Annotated in this window: 18 protein-coding genes and 2 rRNA genes (1 of these 20 only partly in view); 11 read left to right on the top strand and 9 right to left on the bottom strand. The window is 71.3% G+C overall.

Going from position 1 to position 19,289, the window contains the following annotated elements:
* Positions 1-24 precede the first annotated feature (24 nt).
* On the top strand, positions 25-801 hold the full coding sequence (gene pstB / locus DMB38_RS18990) for a phosphate ABC transporter ATP-binding protein PstB (protein WP_125936192.1): 777 nt from the start codon (positions 25-27) through the stop codon (positions 799-801).
* A gap of 40 nt (positions 802-841) precedes the next feature.
* On the opposite strand, the gene DMB38_RS18985 is transcribed toward pstB, so the two are convergent.
* Together DMB38_RS18985 and DMB38_RS18980 are read right to left on the bottom strand one after the other, a co-directional pair.
* Positions 842-1,840, bottom strand: a complete 999-nt coding sequence (locus DMB38_RS18985; protein WP_125936191.1) for an inorganic phosphate transporter — start codon at positions 1,838-1,840, stop codon at positions 842-844.
* A 5-nt stretch (positions 1,841-1,845) separates the two neighbouring features.
* On the bottom strand, positions 1,846-2,466 hold the full coding sequence (locus DMB38_RS18980; RefSeq protein WP_026276740.1) for a DUF47 family protein: 621 nt from the start codon (positions 2,464-2,466) through the stop codon (positions 1,846-1,848).
* 226 nt (positions 2,467-2,692) lie between these two features.
* Here DMB38_RS18980 and DMB38_RS18975 point away from each other — a divergent pair, with 226 nt between their 5' ends.
* Positions 2,693-3,028: a metal-sensitive transcriptional regulator gene (locus tag DMB38_RS18975; protein ID WP_047017093.1), complete on the top strand. Its 336-nt coding sequence runs from the start codon at positions 2,693-2,695 to the stop codon at positions 3,026-3,028.
* A gap of 147 nt (positions 3,029-3,175) precedes the next feature.
* On the opposite strand, the gene DMB38_RS18970 is transcribed toward DMB38_RS18975, so the two are convergent.
* Both DMB38_RS18970 and DMB38_RS18965 read right to left on the bottom strand, forming a co-directional pair.
* Positions 3,176-3,373 carry a hypothetical protein gene (locus DMB38_RS18970; protein ID WP_101426403.1) on the bottom strand — a complete coding sequence of 66 codons (198 nt, stop codon included), beginning with the start codon at positions 3,371-3,373 and terminating at the stop codon, positions 3,176-3,178.
* 165 nt (positions 3,374-3,538) lie between these two features.
* Entirely contained in the window at positions 3,539-4,426 is an 888-nt protein-coding gene (locus DMB38_RS18965) for a hypothetical protein (protein ID WP_125936190.1), read from the bottom strand.
* Positions 4,427-4,519: 93 nt separating this feature from the next.
* On the opposite strand from DMB38_RS18965, the gene DMB38_RS18960 reads away from it, so the two are divergent.
* Both DMB38_RS18960 and DMB38_RS18955 read left to right on the top strand, forming a co-directional pair.
* A complete protein-coding gene (locus DMB38_RS18960) occupies positions 4,520-4,735 on the top strand; it encodes a hypothetical protein (RefSeq protein ID WP_125936189.1) in 216 nt (71 codons plus the stop codon).
* A 69-nt stretch (positions 4,736-4,804) separates the two neighbouring features.
* Positions 4,805-6,373: an FAD-binding oxidoreductase gene (locus tag DMB38_RS18955; protein ID WP_240662365.1), complete on the top strand. Its 1,569-nt coding sequence runs from the start codon at positions 4,805-4,807 to the stop codon at positions 6,371-6,373.
* A 165-nt stretch (positions 6,374-6,538) separates the two neighbouring features.
* On the opposite strand, the gene DMB38_RS18950 is transcribed toward DMB38_RS18955, so the two are convergent.
* The 3 genes from DMB38_RS18950 to DMB38_RS18940 all read right to left on the bottom strand — a co-directional run bounded on the left by DMB38_RS18950 (position 6,539) and on the right by DMB38_RS18940 (position 9,659).
* The gene (locus tag DMB38_RS18950) at positions 6,539-7,282 is read right to left on the bottom strand and encodes a phosphatase PAP2 family protein (RefSeq protein WP_125936188.1); all 744 of its coding nucleotides are present in this window, start codon (positions 7,280-7,282) and stop codon (positions 6,539-6,541) included.
* 194 nt (positions 7,283-7,476) lie between these two features.
* A complete protein-coding gene (locus DMB38_RS18945) occupies positions 7,477-8,463 on the bottom strand; it encodes a bifunctional lytic transglycosylase/C40 family peptidase (protein WP_125936187.1) in 987 nt (328 codons plus the stop codon).
* Positions 8,464-8,510: 47 nt separating this feature from the next.
* Positions 8,511-9,659 (bottom strand): serine hydrolase domain-containing protein, encoded by a 1,149-nt coding sequence (locus DMB38_RS18940; protein WP_125936186.1) that lies wholly within the window; start codon positions 9,657-9,659, stop codon positions 8,511-8,513.
* A 220-nt stretch (positions 9,660-9,879) separates the two neighbouring features.
* Between DMB38_RS18940 and DMB38_RS18935 the strand changes: the two genes are divergently transcribed.
* From DMB38_RS18935 to DMB38_RS18905, 7 genes are all read left to right on the top strand, one after another.
* Positions 9,880-10,587, top strand: a complete 708-nt coding sequence (locus DMB38_RS18935) for an SDR family NAD(P)-dependent oxidoreductase (RefSeq protein ID WP_125936185.1) — start codon at positions 9,880-9,882, stop codon at positions 10,585-10,587.
* A 363-nt stretch (positions 10,588-10,950) separates the two neighbouring features.
* A complete protein-coding gene (locus tag DMB38_RS18930) occupies positions 10,951-11,259 on the top strand; it encodes a hypothetical protein (protein ID WP_018840935.1) in 309 nt (102 codons plus the stop codon).
* 211 nt (positions 11,260-11,470) lie between these two features.
* On the top strand, positions 11,471-12,301 hold the full coding sequence (locus tag DMB38_RS18925; RefSeq protein WP_125936184.1) for a hypothetical protein: 831 nt from the start codon (positions 11,471-11,473) through the stop codon (positions 12,299-12,301).
* Positions 12,291-13,622, top strand: a complete 1,332-nt coding sequence (locus DMB38_RS18920) for a hypothetical protein (protein ID WP_125936183.1) — start codon at positions 12,291-12,293, stop codon at positions 13,620-13,622. The genes DMB38_RS18925 and DMB38_RS18920 overlap by 11 nt, the downstream gene beginning before the upstream one ends.
* A 6-nt stretch (positions 13,623-13,628) precedes the next feature.
* On the top strand, positions 13,629-15,164 hold the full coding sequence (locus DMB38_RS18915) for an SCO6880 family protein (protein WP_125936182.1): 1,536 nt from the start codon (positions 13,629-13,631) through the stop codon (positions 15,162-15,164).
* Between the two features lie 6 nt (positions 15,165-15,170).
* Positions 15,171-16,544 carry an ATP-binding protein gene (locus tag DMB38_RS18910; protein WP_047017082.1) on the top strand — a complete coding sequence of 458 codons (1,374 nt, stop codon included), beginning with the start codon at positions 15,171-15,173 and terminating at the stop codon, positions 16,542-16,544.
* 1 nt (position 16,545) lies between these two features.
* Positions 16,546-18,081 (top strand): type VI secretion protein, encoded by a 1,536-nt coding sequence (locus DMB38_RS18905; RefSeq protein WP_125936181.1) that lies wholly within the window; start codon positions 16,546-16,548, stop codon positions 18,079-18,081.
* 57 nt (positions 18,082-18,138) lie between these two features.
* Here DMB38_RS18905 and rrf read toward each other — a convergent pair.
* Positions 18,139-18,255: ribosomal RNA gene (gene rrf, locus DMB38_RS18900) — 5S ribosomal RNA — on the bottom strand.
* Between the two features lie 97 nt (positions 18,256-18,352).
* Positions 18,353-19,289, bottom strand: a 23S ribosomal RNA gene (locus tag DMB38_RS18895); it runs 2,194 nt beyond the window's last position.

Below are 19,289 nucleotides of genomic sequence, written 5' to 3'. Positions count from 1 at the left end.
ACGTACGAAAGAGATCCCAGTCCCATGGCCAAGCGCATCGACATCGGCGACCTGACCGCCTACTACGGCGACTTCAAGGCGATCGACGGCATCTCGATGTCCGTCGAGCCCAAGTCCGTGACGGCCTTCATCGGCCCGTCCGGCTGCGGCAAGTCCACCTTCCTGCGCACGATCAACCGCATGCACGAGGTCACCCCGGGCGCGCGCGTCGAGGGCGAGGTGCGCCTCGACGGCGACGACCTGTACGGACCGGGCGTCGACCCGGTCGGGGTGCGCCGGGTGGTCGGCATGGTCTTCCAGCGGCCCAACCCGTTCCCGACGATGAGCGTGTACGAGAACGTGGCCGCCGGCCTCCGGCTCAACGGCTCGTACAAGAAGCACGAACTCGATGACGTGGTGGAGAAGTCGCTGCGCGGCGCGAACCTGTGGAACGAGGTCAAGGACCGCCTGAGCCGCCCCGGCTCCGGCCTCTCCGGCGGCCAGCAGCAGCGCCTCTGCATCGCCCGCGCCATCGCCGTCGAACCCCAGGTGCTCCTCATGGACGAGCCCTGCTCGGCCCTCGACCCGATCTCCACCCTGGCGATCGAGGACCTGATGGCCGACCTGAAGGAGCGGTTCACGATCGTGATCGTCACGCACAACATGCAGCAGGCGGCGCGGGTGTCGGACCGTACGGCGTTCTTCAACCTGTCGGCGGTCGGGGAGCCGGGCCGGCTCATCGAGGTCGGCGACACCGACAAGATCTTCTCCAACCCCGAGGAGAAGGCGACGGAGGACTACATCTCGGGCCGCTTCGGCTGAGGGCCGGCCCGGGCCCAGGCCGCGCAGAAACGCTTCAGCGCTACTCGAAGGCCAGGTGCACCAGCCAGTACACCGCCGCCGCCACCCCCGCCGCGGCCGGCATCGTGACGAACCACCCCATCACGATGTTCTTCGCCACCCCCCACCGCACGGCCTTCACCCGCTTCGTCGCGCCGACGCCCATGATCGCCGAAGTGATCACGTGCGTCGTGGAGATCGGCGCGTGGAACATGAACGACGCCGAGTACATGATCCCCGCCGCCGTCGTCTCGGCGGCGAACCCCTGCGGCGGCTGGAGGTCGATGATCCGCCGCCCCAGCGTCCGCATGATGCGCCAGCCGCCCGCGTACGTACCGAGCGAGAGCATCAGTGCGCACATCACCTTCACCCACCACGGGATGGCGTCGCCCTCGTCCTCCACGTCCGCGATGACCAGCGCCAGCACCACGATGCCCATCGTCTTCTGCGCGTCCTGGAGCCCGTGCCCCAGCGCCATCGCCGCCGCCGAGACGGTCTGCGCCACCCGGAAGCCGCGCTGCGCGCGGCGCGGGGTGGAGCGGCGGAACATCCACATGATCGCGCACATCACCAGATAGCCGACGCACAGGCCGACGATCGGCGAGACGAACATCGGGATGACGATCTTCTCCAGCACCCCGGACCAGAACACCTTCGACGACGCCGCCAGCGCCGCGCCGACCATGCCGCCGAAGAGCGCGTGCGAGGACGACGACGGCAGCCCGAAGTACCACGTGACCATGTTCCACGTGATCGCCCCGACCAGGGCGGCGAAGAGGATCCACATCCCGTGCGACCCGTGCGGGGTCTCGATCAGCCCTTCGCTCACCGTCTTGGCGACGCCGCTGCCGAGGAAGGCGCCCGCGAAGTTCATCACCGCGGCCATGAGCAGCGCGGCGCGCGGCGTCAGGGCGCGGGTGGAGACGGAGGTCGCGATCGCGTTGGCGGAGTCGTGGAAGCCGTTGGTGTACGTGAAGAAGAGCGCAACCCCGATCGTGACGACAAGCGCGAAGGTGTCCACCGGGCTCAGGACTCCTTGACCGCGATCGTTTCCACGGTGTTCGCGACCTTCTCGAAGGCGTCGGCGGCCTCTTCCAGGACGTCGACGATCTGCTTGAGCTTGAGCACCTCGATGGCGTCGTACTTGCCGTTGAAGAGGTGCGCGAGAAGCTTGCGGTGGATCTGGTCGGCCTGGTTCTCCAGCCGGTTGACCTCGATCCAGAACTCCGGCAGGTGGTTGAGCGTACGGAGGTTGGGCATCGCCTCCGCGGTCAGCTCCGCGGCCCGCGCGAGCACCTCGATCTGCTGCTCCACGCCCCGCGGCAGCTCCTCGATCTGGTAGAGGACGACGAGGTCGACGGCCTCCTCCATGAAGTCCATGACGTCGTCGAGCGAGCTGGCGAGACGGTAGATGTCCTCGCGGTCGAAGGGCGTGATGAACGAGGCGTTGAGCTGGTGCAGGATGGCGTGGGTGGCGTCGTCGCCGGCGTGCTCCGCAGCGCGCATCCGCTCGGCGATCTCGGCCCGGGCGGAGGAATCCGCCCCGAGCAGTTCCATCAGGAGCTTCGAGCCCGTCACGATGTTGTCGGCCGAGGCGGCGAACATATCGTAGAAGCTCGTCTCCCTGGGGGTCAGACGAAATCGCACGTGATGATCCTCAGTGCTGCGAATATCGGCGAATAGGTCCTGATGATGCTAGGCGAGCCGCACCTGCGGAGCGAACCGGCTGTGCGGAACAGCCGCAGGACAGAATGCCACGAAGGCGGTATCATATACCCCCTGAGGGTATATCGCGCACGGTTCGCATACGGTGGTACGCACACAGCGATACGCGCCGGGCGGATCGAGGGATGGGAAACGGAAGGACGGGCACGTGACCGACACCACGGCAACGACGGCCGCCGCCGGGACGGCGCCGGGCTCCGGCCCGCACGGGTACAGCAAGGACAAAGAGGCCCACCTCAAGAGACTCCGCCGGATCGAGGGCCAGGTCCGCGGGCTGCAGCGGATGGTCGAGGAAGACGTCTACTGCATCGACATACTCACGCAGGTCTCCGCGAGCACGAAGGCGCTCCAGTCCTTCGCGCTCCAGCTTCTGGAGGAGCACCTGCGGCACTGCGTCGCCGACGCGGCCGCCCGGGGCGGCGACGAGATCGACGCGAAGGTCGAGGAGGCCACCGCCGCGATCGCCCGGATGCTGCGCGCGTAGCGGGCGGGCGGACGGCCGCTGCTGCGCGCGTACGAGCCGCGCGCAGCGCCGGGCTCCGCGGCACACGCCTGCGCTCCGTGCCCTGCGCTCCGTGTCCCGGACGCCGTCCCGCCGCGCTGTGTACCCTCTGCGCCGCGTGCCCCGTCGCTACGGCGTGATCTCCTGCCGGCCGCGCCTGCGCTCCAGCTCGGAGCCGCGCCGCTCGGCTTCCACCCTCAGCACTTCGTCGATGCGGTCGTCGCTCAGCCGCTCTTCCGGTGCGCTCGTCGCCGCGATGATCAATTCACCGCACAACTCGATTTCGGCGAGAGCCACATGGTCCTGGACAGCCGACCCCCGACCCACGTGCAATCACCCCACTTCCCCATGCACACCCGCCGGCAGCCGGGCTCACCGCTCAGAGTAGGTAGGGCGGCACAGTCCGCGCATGACACGTCTGGACCATTTACGGCCCCGCCTTTCCCGGGCGAATCCCGACGCCCCCGCGCAAACGACCGGAATCAACTCCCGCTAGGACGCGGGCTGTTGGCCACCCTGGCGAACCGTTCCGGCATAGATGTCGCGATCCGCGGGCAACGCCACCTCGGCCGGGGCGCCGAAGTCGTAGGTTTCGACGGTCGACGCCACCCGCACCGGTGAGTCGCCGGAGAGCGCGAACTCGTGCCGCACCCGGCGCGGCCGGCCGTCCTCGTCCAGATACGCGTCGAAGGCCACCGCGTCCTGGACGAAGCCCTCGGCCGCGGCCGCCAGCGCCCCGCGCGCGTACGGGGACGCCGCGCGGGCGGCGCGGCCGAGGTCGGCCGTGCCCTCGTAGTGCCGCACGACGCTGTCGCCGACGCGCTCCTCGCCCACGTACCGCACCTCGCTGGCGCCGCGCAGCAGTTCCGCGGCGGTGAGCGGGTCGGTGGCGCCGTTGGTGACGAGGTTGCCGTCGGAGAGCCGGGTCGTGTCGAGCCGGAGCCACTTGTCGTCGGGGACGCCGGCGCCGCGGTTCTTCATGTACAGCTCACCGACCGCGTAAAGCTCCGTGATCGGCTCCTCCTCGCCCTGCGGCATCACCACGCGCAGCAGGCCGCGGCGGCCCGCGTAGTCGAAGGCGCCGTCGCCGCTGACGGTGACACGGGTACCGCCGCTGATCATCTCCATCGCGGTGCGCGCCCGGGAACTGCCCGCGCCGGCCAGCGCGTCGGCGGCGCGCTGCACGGCGGTCAGCGGGTCGCCGCCCGGGTGCTCGTCGGCCGCGGCGCCGCGCTCGGAGCAGCCGGCGGTGGCGGACAGGGCCGCGGCGGCGAGGGCGCCGAGGAGCGCGAGCACGGCCGTGGGCCGGGCCGCGGCCGCGGCGCCGGGGCGCGCGGGCGTGGTGCCGGTACCTACGGTCCGCCGCTGCTCCGCCGCCATCTCTCGCTACCCCCGGCCGGTGTTTTCTCCGGTTCGCTTAACGAGGTGGAGGGGGCGCCGTCACGGTCTTTCCCACCGCGGTACCGTGACCGCGTGCTCAGCGACGGACCCGGCGACGGGCCGGGTGACCCCCAGGGCGGCGCGGGTTCCGACGGCCCGTACGGCGGCGGCGCGCACCGCACGTCGACCGCCGAGCGGGGCGCGTTCGCCTTCGCCCGCTGCACCTGCGGCTGGACGGGCCCTGCCCGCCGGGCCCGCTCCCGGGCCCGTACGGACGCCGCGGACCACCTCCCGGACGCCCCCGGCTGAGCGTCCCGGGCGCCAGGCTTTGCTACTTGGGGGTAGCGAAGGGGGGACACGATGCGCTGTGCTGTCCCGATGGACAGGCGCACAGTGCTCCGTACCGCCCTCGCGACCGCCGCGGGCGTGGGTGCCGCCGGCGTCGCCGGCTGCTCGGGCGACGACGACGGCGGCAAGCCCGACCCCAAGCCCGGCGGCTCCCGCTCCGGTTCCGGCAGCGGCCCGGCCACGGGACCGCCGGACTGGCCCGCGCTCGGTCAGTCCCTCGCCGGCCGCCTCGTCCTCCCCGGGCACGACGACTACCGCGTCGCCGCCCAGCAGTACAACACCCGCTTCGACGACCTGCGCCCCGCCGCCGTCGCGTACGTCGACCACGCCGACGACGCCGCCGAGTGCCTGCGCTTCGCCCGCGCCGCCGGCGTCCCCGTCGCCGTACGCAGCGGCGGCCACTCCTACGCCGGCTTCTCCAGCGGCAACGGCCGCCTCGTCGTCGACGTCTCCGCCCTCTCCGGCATCGACGCCGACTCCGACACCGCCACCGTCGGCGCCGGTGCGCGCACCATCGACGTCTACGAGGCGCTCGCCGTCCGCGGCCGGACCATACCCGCCGGCTCCTGCGCGACGGTCGGCATGGCGGGACTCACCCTCGGCGGCGGCCACGGCGTCGTCTCGCGCGCGTACGGGCTCACCTGCGACCACCTCCGCGGCGCGACCGTCGTCACCGCCGACGGCAAGACCGTCGAGTGCTCGGCGGAGGAGAACGAGGACCTGTTCTGGGCGCTGCGCGGCGCCGGCGGCGGCAACTTCGGGATCGTCACCGAGCTGCGCTATGACACCCGCGAAGCCTCGGACGTCGTCGCCGCGAACATGGTGTGGCCCTGGTCGAAGGCCGAGGCGCTGCTCACCACCTGGCAGGGGTGGGGCCCGGACCAGCCCGACGAACTGTGGTCCGCCGTCCACTTCGGCAACACCCGCGGCGGCGAGCCGACGATCTCCGTGGCCGCGATGTCGCTGGGCACCGAGGACGACATGCACACCGCCGTCGACTTCCTCGCCGACCAGGCCGGCGGCCCCGGTCCCGCCGAGGACGTCTCCATCGGCCCGCAGTCGTACATCCACGCCATGCGAACGTACGCGGGCTGCGCCCAGGCCGACCGCGAGCAGTGCCGGCTCCAGGGCAGCGTCCCGGGCCGCAACGCGCGCGGCATCCTGCAGCGCGACACGTTCGCGGCGCGCTCCGACTTCTACGACGAGCCGCTGGGCGCCGGGGGCATCGGCACGCTGCTGGACCGGGCGGAGAAGGCGTCGCGGTCGGCGGACGCGCTGTTCATCCTCACCGCGCTGGGCGGGGCGGTGAACCGGGTGCCGGTGGCGGACACGGCGTTCGTGCACCGCGGGTCGCGGGTGCTGGCGCAGTACATCTCGTCGTGGGACGAGGGCGAGGACGGCGGTCCGGGCGAGCGGTGGCTGGCGGACACGCACGCGGCGATGCGGGAGCACGCCTCGGGGGCGGCGTACCAGAACTACACGGATCCGGAGTTGCGGAAGTGGCGCGGCGCGTACTACGGGCCGGCGGCGGAGCGGCTGGCGAAGGTGAAGAAGCGGTACGACCCGGAGCGGCTGTTCGACTTCGACCAGGCGGTGTAGGCGCCGGGCTTCGCGGGCGCCCCGGGGGCACGGGCGTCACGCGGTGTAGCGTCCGGGCGCGGAAAACTTCGGGGGGCGCATTGGCGCGCGCACCCGGCGGGCATTGCTTCCGTACGCCCCGGGCCCCGGCCTCCGCGGCCGCCGGGGAGCCCGCGCCCGTACCCGCTACGCCGCCAACTCGTCGCCGTCCCGGCCGCCTCCGCCGCGCTCCAGCGGCTCCGTCCGCGGCGCGGGGACCGCGCCGGGACCCGTCGCCGGCTCCCGCTCCCGGTCGGCGTCCGCCGCCTCCGGGTCCCCGACGAGCCACTCGGGCGCCCGTCTCACCAGCGGCATCAACCCGGCCGTCGCCGCCGGCGCGAGCAGCAGCGCCACCGACGTGCCGAGCGCGATGCCGCCGACGACGTCCGAGGGGTAGTGCACGCCCAGGTAGACCCGGCTCAGCGCCTCCAGCAGCGCCAGCGCCAGCGCGGCGAGCCCGTACCGCCTGCTCGCCATGAAGATGCCGACCGCCAGCGCCATGGCGACCGACGTGTGGTCGCTGACGAACGAATAGCCGGTGGTGCCGGGCAGCAGGACCTCCAGGCCCTCGTGCTCCCGGAACGGCCGCGGGCGCTCCACGATCGCGCGGATCGGCATATTCGCGAGCAGCGCGAGCGCCGCGGCCAGCGGGCCCCAGAGCAGCGCGGTCACGACCGGCACCGCGCCCGTACGCCGGCGCGCACGCCACCAGCACACGACCAGCAGCACGCCGAGCATCCCGATCAGCCCGTACTCGCCCAGGAACGCCGCCCCGCGGTCGAACCAGGGCGGCGTGGAGTCCGCGACGCCGTTGATGTCGAACAGCACGGAAACGTCGGCGTTCGACCCGCTCGGGGGTGCCCCCGCCAGGTGCAGCGAACGCATGTCCACTCGGCTCCTCTCCCCACCCGTTTCCCGCTGATCGGCGACTGCCGTCTTCCCTATTGCAACGGTGCCGCTCGCCCTTTGCAACGGCGCCGCGACGGTCGGCGTTCCGTCTGCGACCGAAAGATCACCGGGAGGTTATCGAAGAGTGACCGTCCGTGCTGCCCGTACGAGGCCCGCGCGCGGCGGCCCGTCGCACGTCAGCGCTTCGGCAGCGCCTCCGCGCCCGCCTCCGTGACCCGGGTCGCGCCGAAGTAGTCCGGCGAGTCGATCGGATCGAAGCGGATCACGGCGCCGGTGTAAGGGGCGTCGATCATGTAGCCGCCCCCTACATACAGGCCGACGTGGTGGATGGAGCGCGAGTCGTTCATGTCGTACGCGAAGAACACCAGGTCCCCGGGGAGCAGTTCGTCCCTGCTCGGGTGCGGCCCGGCGTTCCACTGGTCGTTCGCCACCCGCGGCAGCTCGATGTCCACGGAGGCGTACGCCGCCTTCGTCAGCCCCGAGCAGTCGAACCGGCCGCCCTCCTCCGGCGTGCCGTCACCGCCCCACAGATAGGGCGTGCCGAGCTTGTCCTGCGCGTAGTGGATGGCGCCCGCGGCCTGCTTCGACGGCGACAGGCGGGAGGTGGGGGCGGCGAAGCTCTCCTCCAGGGCCTGGATGATCTGCACGTAGTTCTGCGTCTCGCGGTACGGGGGCACGCCGTTGTACTTGATGACGGCGTACGGTCCCGCGTTGTACGCGGCGAGCATGTTCTCGGTCGGGTCGCCGGGCACGTCCTCGACGTAGCCGGCGAGCTTGCAGTCGTACGTCGCCGCCGACGGGATGGCGTCCTCGGGGTCGTTGATGTCGCGCTCGCCGTCGCCGTTGGCGTCGATGCCGTGGGTGGCCCAGGTGCCGGGCATGAACTGCGCGATGCCGCGCGCGTCCGCGGGGCTGACGGCGTTGGGGTCCCAGCCGCTCTCCTGGTACAACTGCGCGGCGAGCAGGGCGGGGTTGAGGGCCGGGCAGAGGTTGCCCCACTCCTGCACCAGCGACTGGTACGTGGCGGGCACGGCGCCCTTCGCCAGGCCGACGCCGCGGCCGGCGAGACCGGACGCGGCGGTGTACGTGCCGACGACGAGCAGGGCCAGGAACGACAGGACCATCCCCGACCCCAGCGCCACGATCAGCCAGAGCTTGCGCACCCCTCAACCATCCCTCATCGGGCCCCGGCTGTCTGCCCGTTCCCTGCTCAACGTCCCTTGCCCGTACGGTCCTTCGCGCACAGCGCCGCGTCGGCCGCCCCCTGGAGGTCCGCCAGCCGGTCGCCCTCGGCGGCCCACGTGGTCGTGTAGACGGTGACCGTCCCGCGCCCCCGGCCGGCCCGCCCGCCGGCGACGGAGTCGCCCGGCAGGTCGCCGCCGTGGCCCCAGTACACGCCGCCGCAGCTCAGCGGGAAGGACGCGACGCCGTAGCCGTACCGGCTGCCCTCGGGGTAGGTGTCCTGGCCGCCGACGTCGGTGGTGTCGTGGGTCATCGCCCGCAGCGCCCAGCCGGGCAGCAGCCTGCCGCCGAAGAGGGCGTCCCAGAAGGCGTTCTGGTCCTTCGGCGTGGTCACGAGGCCGCCGGAGGCGCCGAACTCGTAGCCGGGCAGCTCGGTCACGTCGGTGACGCCGGCCCCGGGGTCGACCGGATGGACGCCGTAGTTGCGGGCGTGCGGGCCGCGTAGCGTCAGCTCGCCCTTCGCGGGCCAGTACGTGTCCTTCAGGTGCAGCGGCTCGATGAGGGTGCGTTCGATGTACGTGCGGTAGTCCTCGCCGGTGACGTGCTTGATGAGCAGGCCGAGCGCGAGGTAGTTGGTGTTCGAGTAGCCCCAGCGGGCGCCCGGTTCGAAGTCGGCGGGGTGGCCGAGGGCGAGCGCGAGGTACTCCTCCTCGGTGGCGGCGCGGCTCCAGTCGACGAAGCGCAGGTACTCCGGCAGCCCGCTGGTCTGCTTGAGCAGGTGCCGCACGGTGACGCCGGTCCCGGCGAGCTGCGGCACGTACCGCGCGGCGGGTGCGTCCAGCGGCACCTCGCCCGCGGCGACCAGCCGCATGACGGCGGTGGCGGTGAACGCCTTGGTGTTGCTGGCCATCCGGTAGCGGCCCTCGGCGCCGACCATGGGCCGGCCGGTGGCGGTGTCGGCGACGCCCGCGGTACGGGTCGTGCGGCCGTCGTACGCGAGGGCGCCGGGGACGCCGTCGCGCTCGACGAGGGCGTCGAGGCGGCGCTGTACGGGGTCGGCGGCGCCCCCGGCGCCGTGGGCCGCGGCGACGGGCGCGGCGGCACCGGCGACGACGGCGGCGAGGAGGGCGGCGGCCCCGGCGCGGCGGGCGGCGGTGCGGGTGCGGTTGCGGTTCACGGCTGTCTCCCTGGGTCGTGGTGTGGCGGGCTCCACCCTCGTAGCCGTACGCCCTGTGATCACTGGTGCCGACCGCCGGACCCATGGTGGTGCCGGCACCACCCCCGCCCGCGCCGTACGGCCACCTCCGCCCGCCCTCACCAGGGGTGTTGACATAGAGAACACTCCAAGTGGTGCACTCGCCGCGTCCGACAAGACCGGCACCGGAGGCCCGTACCCCATGACCCACGACTCGCCCGTCACCCTCGTCACCGGCGGCGGCAGCGGCATCGGCGCCGCCGCCGCCCGCCGACTCCTCGCCCGCGGCGGCCGCGTCGCCGTCACCGGCCGCGGCGCCGAGCGGCTGCGCCGGTTCGCCGAGGACGCCGGCGACCCGCCGGAGCTGCTGACCCTGCCGGGCGACGCCTCCGACCACGAGGCGGTGGCCGAGGCGGTGCAGGCGACGCTCACGGCGTTCGGCCGGCTCGACGCCGTCGTCGCCAACGCCGGCTTCGCCAGCCACGACGACCTGGCCACCGGCGACCCGGCCGGCTGGCGCGACATGGTGCTCACCAACGTCCTGGGCCCGGCGCTGCTCATCCGCAGCTCGCTGGAGGCGCTGCGCGAGACCCGCGGGCGGATCGTCATCGTCGGCAGCGTCGCGGGCTTCGTCCACACCCCGGGCAACATCTACGGCATCACCAAGTGGGCGATGACGGGGCTGGCGGAGAACACCCGCCGCATGGTGACCGGCGACGGCATCGGCGTCACGCTCGTCGCCCCGGGCCGCACCGACACGCTCTTCTGGGACGGCATGGGCGGGGCGCCGGAGGGCATGGAGATGATGACGTCCGACCAGGTCGCCGAGTCCATCGTCTGGGCGCTGAACCAGCCGGCGGGCGTCGACGTCAACACGGTCGTCATGCGCCCCATCGGCCAGCCCGTGTAAGGCGCTTGGACCCGCCGCCCCCATACGACCCGCCGGCCGCCTTCCCAAGGGTCTGTTTGAGTCAAATCCACCGACGGGGCCCGCCCTGCGGACGTCACCGCGCCACCCACTCTTCACATACTCCGATTCGCCACAGGTCGGACAAGCCGATCGCCTCCCCGACCCCGTGAGCACGCAGCGTTGCCAATAGTCACCTAACGTGATACACACAGGAAAGTCGGCGGCGAGCGCCGAACACCCTTGTGAAATCCCCGCGGTTGACGCCAAATCGACTCTCACGAGGGCATCATCAGGGAGGATGGACAATGACTCCTGCCGTCCAGCCCGGACGGCAACACAGCGCATGGGGCGGTGAGTTACGACATGTTCCTGGCAGCCGACAAGGGCGACATCAACACCATCATCGGCGGTATCGCCCCTGACTGGGGCCCCTTCGGAAGCCTGGGCCAAGAAGCGCGCGTGATGATCGAAGTGGTCATGGCGGTCGCGATCCTGCTGTGCCTGGGCATCGCGATCTGGGGCGCGGCCAAGCAGCGCATCGGCGCGACGGCGCTGCGCGACACGTTCAGTGCGGAGCAGGGCAAGGGGCTGATCGTGGCGGGTCTGACGGGAGTGTTCATCATCGGCTCCCTCGGCACCGTGTTCACGATCGTGTACGGAATGGCGGTGTAGGCCGGGCCGTGACTTCAGGGCCAGGCGTACGGCGAACGGCGGTGCGGCACACGGCGGCGGGACGTCGCCCGAGCCCGCGGCCCGGGAGGCGACCACCCCCCGGGCGCGGCGCGGGGACCCCCGTGGGACGTCAGACGGCGCACCGCTACCTTCTTGTGCCTACGGCACGCCGGTGCAACGCGGCACCGGCGCACGGAGGGGGTGACCCGGCATGAGCCACGACGACGACTACGTCGACTACGCCTCCCCCGAACCCGGCACCCGCACACGCTTCGCCGAAGGCGACAACGACGGCCGCTACGACGCCCGCCGCGGCGGCCGCGTCTCGCCGTCCCGCGCGATGGTCACGGTCGTGGGCGTCGTGGTCCTCCTCATCGCCGCGATCGCCTTCGCGAACCGCGGCGGCAACACCGAAGACGACCCCGAATCCCCCGCCAACCCCGACACCAAGGCCCAGCCCACCGCCCCCACAGGCGACACCCCGGTCAACACCCCCGCCAACGGCATCCCCACAGGCTTCCCCCACTCCGCAGAGGGCGCCCAGTCGGCGGCGGCGAACTTCGCCGTCGCGCTCGGCGGCGACCGGATGTTCACGCCCGAAGGGCGACACGAGCTGGTCGATGCCCTGTACACACCGGAACTGGCGGAGAAGACCAAGACCGGCATGGACGCCGCGTACGACGAAGACTTCCTCGCCAACCTCGGCCTCGACGCCGAGGGCGAGCCCCCCTCCGGGATGACCTTCATCTCCCGGACGGTCCCGATCGGCACGACCGTCAAGGAGTACGAGGACGGCAGGGCCACCATCGCCGTCTGGTACACCGGCCTGATCGGCCTGGCGGGCCCCGACTCGGACGTGCCCGTACGCACCACCTGGCACACCTGGACCTTCGAACTCCAGTGGTCGGACGGCGACTGGAAGATCGCCGCCGACTCCCAGAAGCGGGGCCCCGCCCCCGTCCCCGGTGACGTACCGGCGGCGACCGACGAGCAGATCGAGGACGCCGTCGAGCAGTTCGGAGGCTTCACCTATGCCCGGTAGCCCGCGGCGCCGCGTCGCCTCAGCCCTGACCCTCTTCGCCGGCGCGCAGGCCACGCTCCTGCTCGCCGCCCCCCGCGCCCTCGGCGCCGTACCCGCGCAGGACGACGGCGGCGCCTGCGACAGCCTCATCGGGCCCGCCAGGGACTACTGCGAGAAGGAAGACGACGGGGGGCGCTCCGCGCCCAACTCACCCGGTGACGTCACCGAATCCGTCGATCCGCTGTCCTCGTTGGCGAAGGGGTGTGCCGAAGCCGCCGCCTGGACCATCGACAAGCTCTCCGACGCCGTCAACTCCACCACCACCGTCGACTTCACCAACGCCACCTTCCTGCGGCAGTACGCCGTCGTCTTCGCCGCCTCCACCATCCTCACGCTCACCCTCTGGCTCCTCGCCGTCGCCAAGCGCGCCATCCGCGGCGTCCCCCTCGGCGAAGCCCTCGGCGAGGCCATCGGCTTCCTCTGGCTCACCGTCCTGGCCTCCGCCTTCACCCCCCTCGTCCTCTACACCCTCGTCACCGCCACCGACTCCGTCACCGAAGCCATCGCTTCCGGTACGTCGTCCAACACAGACACCTTCTTCGGCGGCTTCTCAGAGGCCCTCAAGAAGGGCGAGGACATCGGCGGCGGCCCGATCATGCTCATCGTCGTCTCCCTCGTGTCCGTGCTCGCCGCAGGCGTGCTCTGGCTGGAGCTCGTCATCCGCGCCGCCCTCCTCTACGTCGGCGCCCTCCTCGGCACCGCCGTCTACGCCGGGCTCGTCGACAAGAACATGTGGCACCACGTCCGCCGCTGGGCCGGGATCATGATCGCCGTGATCCTCGTCAAGCCGGTCATCGTCATCGTCCTGGGCCTCGCCGGCGCCCTCTCCGCCGAGGAGGGACCCGACGCCTTCTCCGCCGTCGTCTCCGGCCTCGCGATCATCCTGCTCGCCATCTTCGCCAGTGCGATGATCTACCGCTTCGTGCCCGGCTTCGGCGACGAGATCATGACCGCCAAGCAGGGCCGCCGCGCCACCTCCGCCAACCCGGCCTCCGCCGTCATGGCCACCCCCGCCGCCCTCGTCACCGCCGGCATGAAGACCCACGGCTCCCGCACCTCGTCCTCGGGACCCGCCGGCGGCGCCACCGGCGAGTCCCGTTCCGCGGCCAAGCCCGCCAACCCCGTCGCCGGCGGCGTCTCCGCCCACAGCACCCGCCCGCAGCAGTCCGCCCCGCCCAAGCCGAGCACCGCCAACCACAGCACCGGCGGCTCCGGTTCCGGCTCGCAGGGCGGCCGCAGCGTGCCCCCGCAGTCCGCCCAGCAGCCCGGAAACAGGAGGTGACCTGCGGTGACCACGCACGACACACCACCGATCACCCCCCGTCGTACGTACCTCATCGGCAAGGCCCGCCCGAACGCCATCGTCGGCCGCAACCGCGAGACCGGCGAGATCGGCATGATCATCGGCGGCGCCTTCCTCGGCATGATGTGCGGCCTCCTCGTCCCCGTGCTGACGCTGCGCATCGTGCTGCTGATGGGCTTCCCGCTGCTCGCGCTCGCCGCCGTCTACGTTCCGTACCGGGGCCGCACCTTCTACCGCTGGTTCGAGATCAGCCGCAGCCACCGCCGCCTCCTGCGCAGCGGCGCGGCCGTCTACCGTTCCGGCGTCCAGGAGGCCGGCACCCGTCTCAACGGCGAGGAGGTCGCCGTCGGCACCCCGCCCGGCATCGGCCGCATCAGCTGGATGGTCGCCCCCTTCGGCCCCGACGAGATCGCCGTCCTGCTGCACGCGGACCGCCGCACCGTCACCGCCGTGATAGAGATCGAGGGCCCCGGCGTCGGCCTGCGCGACAGCGAGGACCAGGAAGCCCTCGTCGACCGCTTCGGCACGCTGCTCAAGCACGCCGCCAACGGCGACGGCTTCGTACGCCGCCTGCAGATGCTCGCCCGTACGCTGCCCGCCGACCCCGACGCGCACGCCAAGGACGTCTCGCTGCGCGGCGACCCGCGCGCACCGCAGTGGATAAAGGGCTCGTACGACCAGCTCCAGTCCATGGTCTCCACCTCCTCCGAGCAGCACCGCGCGTACCTCGTCGCCTGCATGCCCTACACCCGCGACCTCGGCCAGGAGGCCACGGTCATGGGACGGGCGACCAAGCAGAGCCGCGACGAGTGCATCGCCGTCATCATGGCCCGCGAGCTGGGCGACATCTGCGCCCGTCTCGCCGAGGCCGACATCCGGGTACGGCAGCCGCTGGGCATCGCGCGGCTCTCGGCCCTCGTGCACTCCATGTACGACCCGGACCACCCCATCGACCACATCCAGGCCATGACGCAGCGCAACGCCTGGCCGGCCGAACTGGACGCCGTCAACCCGCAGTACCTGCGCGCCAAGACCCGCGAGTCGGCGACCCGCGACCCCTGGTGCCACTCCACGGCGTGGGTGAAGGAATGGCCGATGACCCCGGTCGGCGTCAACTTCCTCGCCCCGCTCCTCGTCCACACCCCGGACGTCATCCGCACGGTCGCCGTATGCATGGACCTGGAGCCCACAGAAGTGGCCATCGAGCGGATGCTGACGGAGAAGACGAACGACGACGCGGAGGCGTCCCGGCAGGCGAAGATGAACCGCGTCGTCGACCCCCGGGACGTCGCCCACCACGAGCGCATCGACCAGCGCGGCGAGGACCTCGCCTCCGGCGCCGCCGGCGTCAACATCGTCGGCTACCTCACGGTCTCCGCCCGCTCCCCCGAGGCTCTCGCCCGCGACAAGCGCACGATCCGCGCCTCGGCGGGGAAGTCATACCTGAAACTGGAATGGTGCGACAGAGAGCACCACCGCGCCTTCGTGAACACCCTGCCATTCGCGACCGGGATCAGGTGACCCCCCATGGCCGACCTTCTCGATCTGGCGACGCGCGCCTTCGCGGGCTTCGTCTTCGGCAAGACGGAGACCCAGCGGCTGCCCGTGCGCACCTCCTCCGCGCAGGCGCAGGCCGTCTACCTCCCCACCGCCGCGCCCGGCCTGGGCGACTCCGGCGTGATCATCGGCCGCGAGGTCTACAGCGGCAAGGGCTACATCTACGACCCCTTCCAGCTCTACGGCCAGCAGCTCCCCGCGCCGCACTGGCTGGTGCTCGGCGAGTCGGGCAACGGCAAGTCCGCGCTGGAGAAGACCTACGTCCTGCGCCAACTGCGCTTCCGTGACCGCCAGGTCGTCGTGCTCGACGCCCAGGGCGAGGACGGCGTCGGCGAATGGGCGCTCATCGCGCAGGAACTCGGCATCACCCCGATCCGCCTCGACCCCCTCGCGGCCCTCGACAGCGGCATCCGCCTCAACCCGCTCGACCCGGCGATCACCACCACGGGCCAGCTCGCCCTGCTCCGTACGATCATCGAAGTCGCCACCGGCAGCGGCCTGGACGAGCGCTCCGGCTTCGCCCTCAAGGTCGCCCACGGTCACGTCACCGCGACCGTCACCGACCGGCAGCCGGTGCTCACCGACATCGTCGAGCAGCTCCGGCACCCGGCGCCGACCGCCGCCGAGGCCATGAACGTCGACGTCGAGGACGTCCGCAACTGGGGCCTCGACGTCGCCCTCGTCCTCGACCGCCTGGTCGACGGCGACCTGCGCGGCATGTTCGACGGCCCGACGACCGTCGGCATCGACCTCGACTCGCCGCTCATCATCTTCGACCTCTCCCACATCGACCGGAACTCGATCGCCATGCCGATCCTCATGGCGATCGTCGGCGTGTGGCTGGAGCACACCTGGATCCGCCCCGACCGCAAGAAGCGCATCTTCCTGGTCGAAGAGGCGTGGCACATCATCAACTCCCCTTTCGTCGCCCAGCTCTTCCAGCGGCTGCTGAAGTTCGGCCGCCGGCTCGGCCTCTCCTTCGTCGCGGTCGTGCACCACTTGTCCGATGTCGTGGACGGAGCCGCGGCGCGGGAGGCGGCGGCGATCCTGAAGATGGCGTCGACACGGACGATCTACGCCCAGAAAGCCGACGAGGCCCGCGCGACGGGGAAGGTCCTCGGACTGCCGCGCTGGGCCGTCGAGATCATCCCGACCCTGACGCCCGGCATCGCCGTCTGGGACGTCAACGGCAACGTGCAGGTCGTCAAGCACCTGGTGACCGAGGCCGAACGGCCGCTGGTCTTCACCGACCGGGCGATGACGGAGTCCGCCCCGGTACCGGCTCTGGAGGCGGCGGACGACACCGGCCCGGTGGTGATGGCGAAGGAATCGACGGTGGCCTGAGATGGCGCAGGGTCGCGGTGGACGGAACCGGGGCGGCGGGCAGCAGGGCGGCCCGGAGCGGGGCATCCCCGACGCCCTGCTCCTCGGCGTTCTGGCGTTCCTGCTCGGGCTGACGATCCTGGCGTGGACGGCGACGGGCCTGTCCGGGCTGCTGGCGCACGGCGCGTGGCCGGACGGCGTCACCTTCACCCGCACCCCGCTGGCGATGCGCGAGCTGGTCTCCGAGCCGCACGACCTGCCGGCCGCCTGGCCGGACACGCCGCGCGAGTCCCTGTCGGGGTGGGGACTGTTCTGGGGCGTGTTCATCAGCCAGTTGATGGTGCTCGGCACGTTCACGCTCGCGGGGATGACGACGATGGCGAGCTGGCGGGCGCGCCGGGCGGCGGCACGGAAGGCGGCCGCGGGAGACGAGGCGCTGGCCGGCGGCCTGGAGCACCGGTACGAGGACCAGGACCGGTACGAGGACACCGAGTCCGCGGCGCAGCCCATGCCCCGGCGCCGCCCGCCCGTACGGCCCGCGCACGACCCGCACCCGCAGCCCACGCAGCCCCTCCCCACCGTCCCGCGGCAGCGCCCGGCCCAGCCCTCGGCCGGACTGCCGCCGGCACACGCGGGCCCGCTGGTGTTCCGCAAGGGCAGCCCGACGGCGATGGCGGTCACCCGGGAGACGCTGCTGGGAGCGGAGGGCCCCGCGCTCGTCATCACCTCGGACGCCACCCTGTGGGCGGACACCAAGGACGCCCGCGGCAAGCTCGGACCCGTCCTCCTCTACGACCCGGGCCAGCTCTGCGACACCCCGGACCGCCTCCGCTGGTCCCCGGCCGCCGGCTGCGCGGACCGCGAGACGGCGTCCGAGCGAGCGGCGGCCCTCCTCCGCCCGGTACGCCCCCAGCACCGTACGGACACCACGGTGGCGGACACCGCGGAGACGATGCTGGCGTGCTGGCTCCACGCCGCCGCCGTGGGGGACCGCCCCTTCGCCCAGGTCCACCGCTGGGCCCAGGGCACAGGCGCCCACGAACCGGTGGGCATCCTGCGGTCGGTGCCGGAGGCGGCGTCGGGCGCGGCCGGCGAGCTGGAGTCGGCGCTGACAGGGCATCCGGAGCGGCGGGACGCGGCGGCGGAGCTGGTGGCGACGGCGCTGGAGGGCATGTCGTCGATCCACATGCGCAACGCTTCCAAACCGACCCGAGCGGATTCGCTCGTATTGGAGTCATTCATCGACGAAGGGGGAACGCTTTATCTGGTGGGTGAAGCCATCGAGGGCCCCCGGTCCCGCCCGGGTGCGATGCCACTACTCACCGCCCTCGCCACAGACGTGGTCGAGCACGGCCGCCGCATGGCCGCAGGGTCATCCACCGGCCGGCTCGACCCACCACTTACCCTCGTCCTCGACGACGTAGCCGCAGTCGCCCCCCTCGCCGGCCTCCCCGCCCTCCTCACGGAAGGCGACCGCGAGGGACTGCCCACGCTGGCCACGATGCGCTCGCCGGAGCAGGCGCGCAGCCGCTGGCCGGGACTGTCGCTGGGGGTGTGAGGGGTGCAGAAATGACTCAACCCCCGGACGGTGTCCGGGGGTTGAGTACTAAAGATTGTTCGGCGGTGACCTACTCTCCCACACGGTCCCCCATGCAGTACCATCGGCGCGGTCGGGCTTAGCTTCCGGGTTCGGAATGAGACCGGGCGTTTCCCCAACGCTATGACCACCGAAACACTATGAAACTATCCCCCACACCCCGCACCAGACCGGTACAGGTTGTGTTGGGTGGGTTGTTGTTTCAGAACCCGCACAGTGGACGCAAGCAGCTATGGACAAGCCCTCGGCCTATTAGTACCGGTCACCTCCACCCCTCACAGGGCTTCCAGATCCGGCCTATCAACCCCGTCGTCTACAGGGGGCCTTAACCCCTCATGGGGGTGGGAGTCCTCATCTCGAAGCAGGCTTCCCGCTTAGATGCTTTCAGCGGTTATCCCTCCCGAACGTAGCCAACCAGCCATGCCCTTGGCAGAACAACTGGCACACCAGAGGTCCGTCCGTCCCGGTCCTCTCGTACTAGGGACAGCCCTTCTCAAGACTCCTACGCGCGCAGCGGATAGGGACCGAACTGTCTCACGACGTTCTAAACCCAGCTCGCGTGCCGCTTTAATGGGCGAACAGCCCAACCCTTGGGACCGACTCCAGCCCCAGGATGCGACGAGCCGACATCGAGGTGCCAAACCATCCCGTCGATATGGACTCTTGGGGAAGATCAGCCTGTTATCCCCGGGGTACCTTTTATCCGTTGAGCGACGGCGCTCCCACAAGCCACCGCCGGATCACTAGTCCCTGCTTTCGCACCTGCTCGACCCGTCAGTCTCGCAGTCAAGCTCCCTTGTGCACTTACACTCACCACCTGATGACCAACCAGGCTGAGGGAACCTTTGGGCGCCTCCGTTACCCTTTAGGAGGCAACCGCCCCAGTTAAACTACCCACCAGACACTGTCCCCGATCCGGATCACGGACCCAGGTTAGACATCCAACACGACCAGAGTGGTATTTCAACGACGACTCCACAACCACTGGCGTGGCCGCTTCACAGTCTCCCACCTATCCTACACAAGCCGAACCGAACACCAATATCAAGCTATAGTAAAGGTCCCGGGGTCTTTCCGTCCTGCTGCGCGAAACGAGCATCTTTACTCGTAATGCAATTTCACCGGGCCTATGGTTGAGACAGTCGAGAAGTCGTTACGCCATTCGTGCA

Origin of the sequence: Streptomyces sp. WAC 06738, assembly GCF_003945505.1 — a bacterium.
GTDB lineage: Bacteria > Actinomycetota > Actinomycetes > Streptomycetales > Streptomycetaceae > Streptomyces.
Note: the sequence above shows the minus strand (reverse complement) of the source record. Positions and strands in the feature narration are given on the sequence as shown.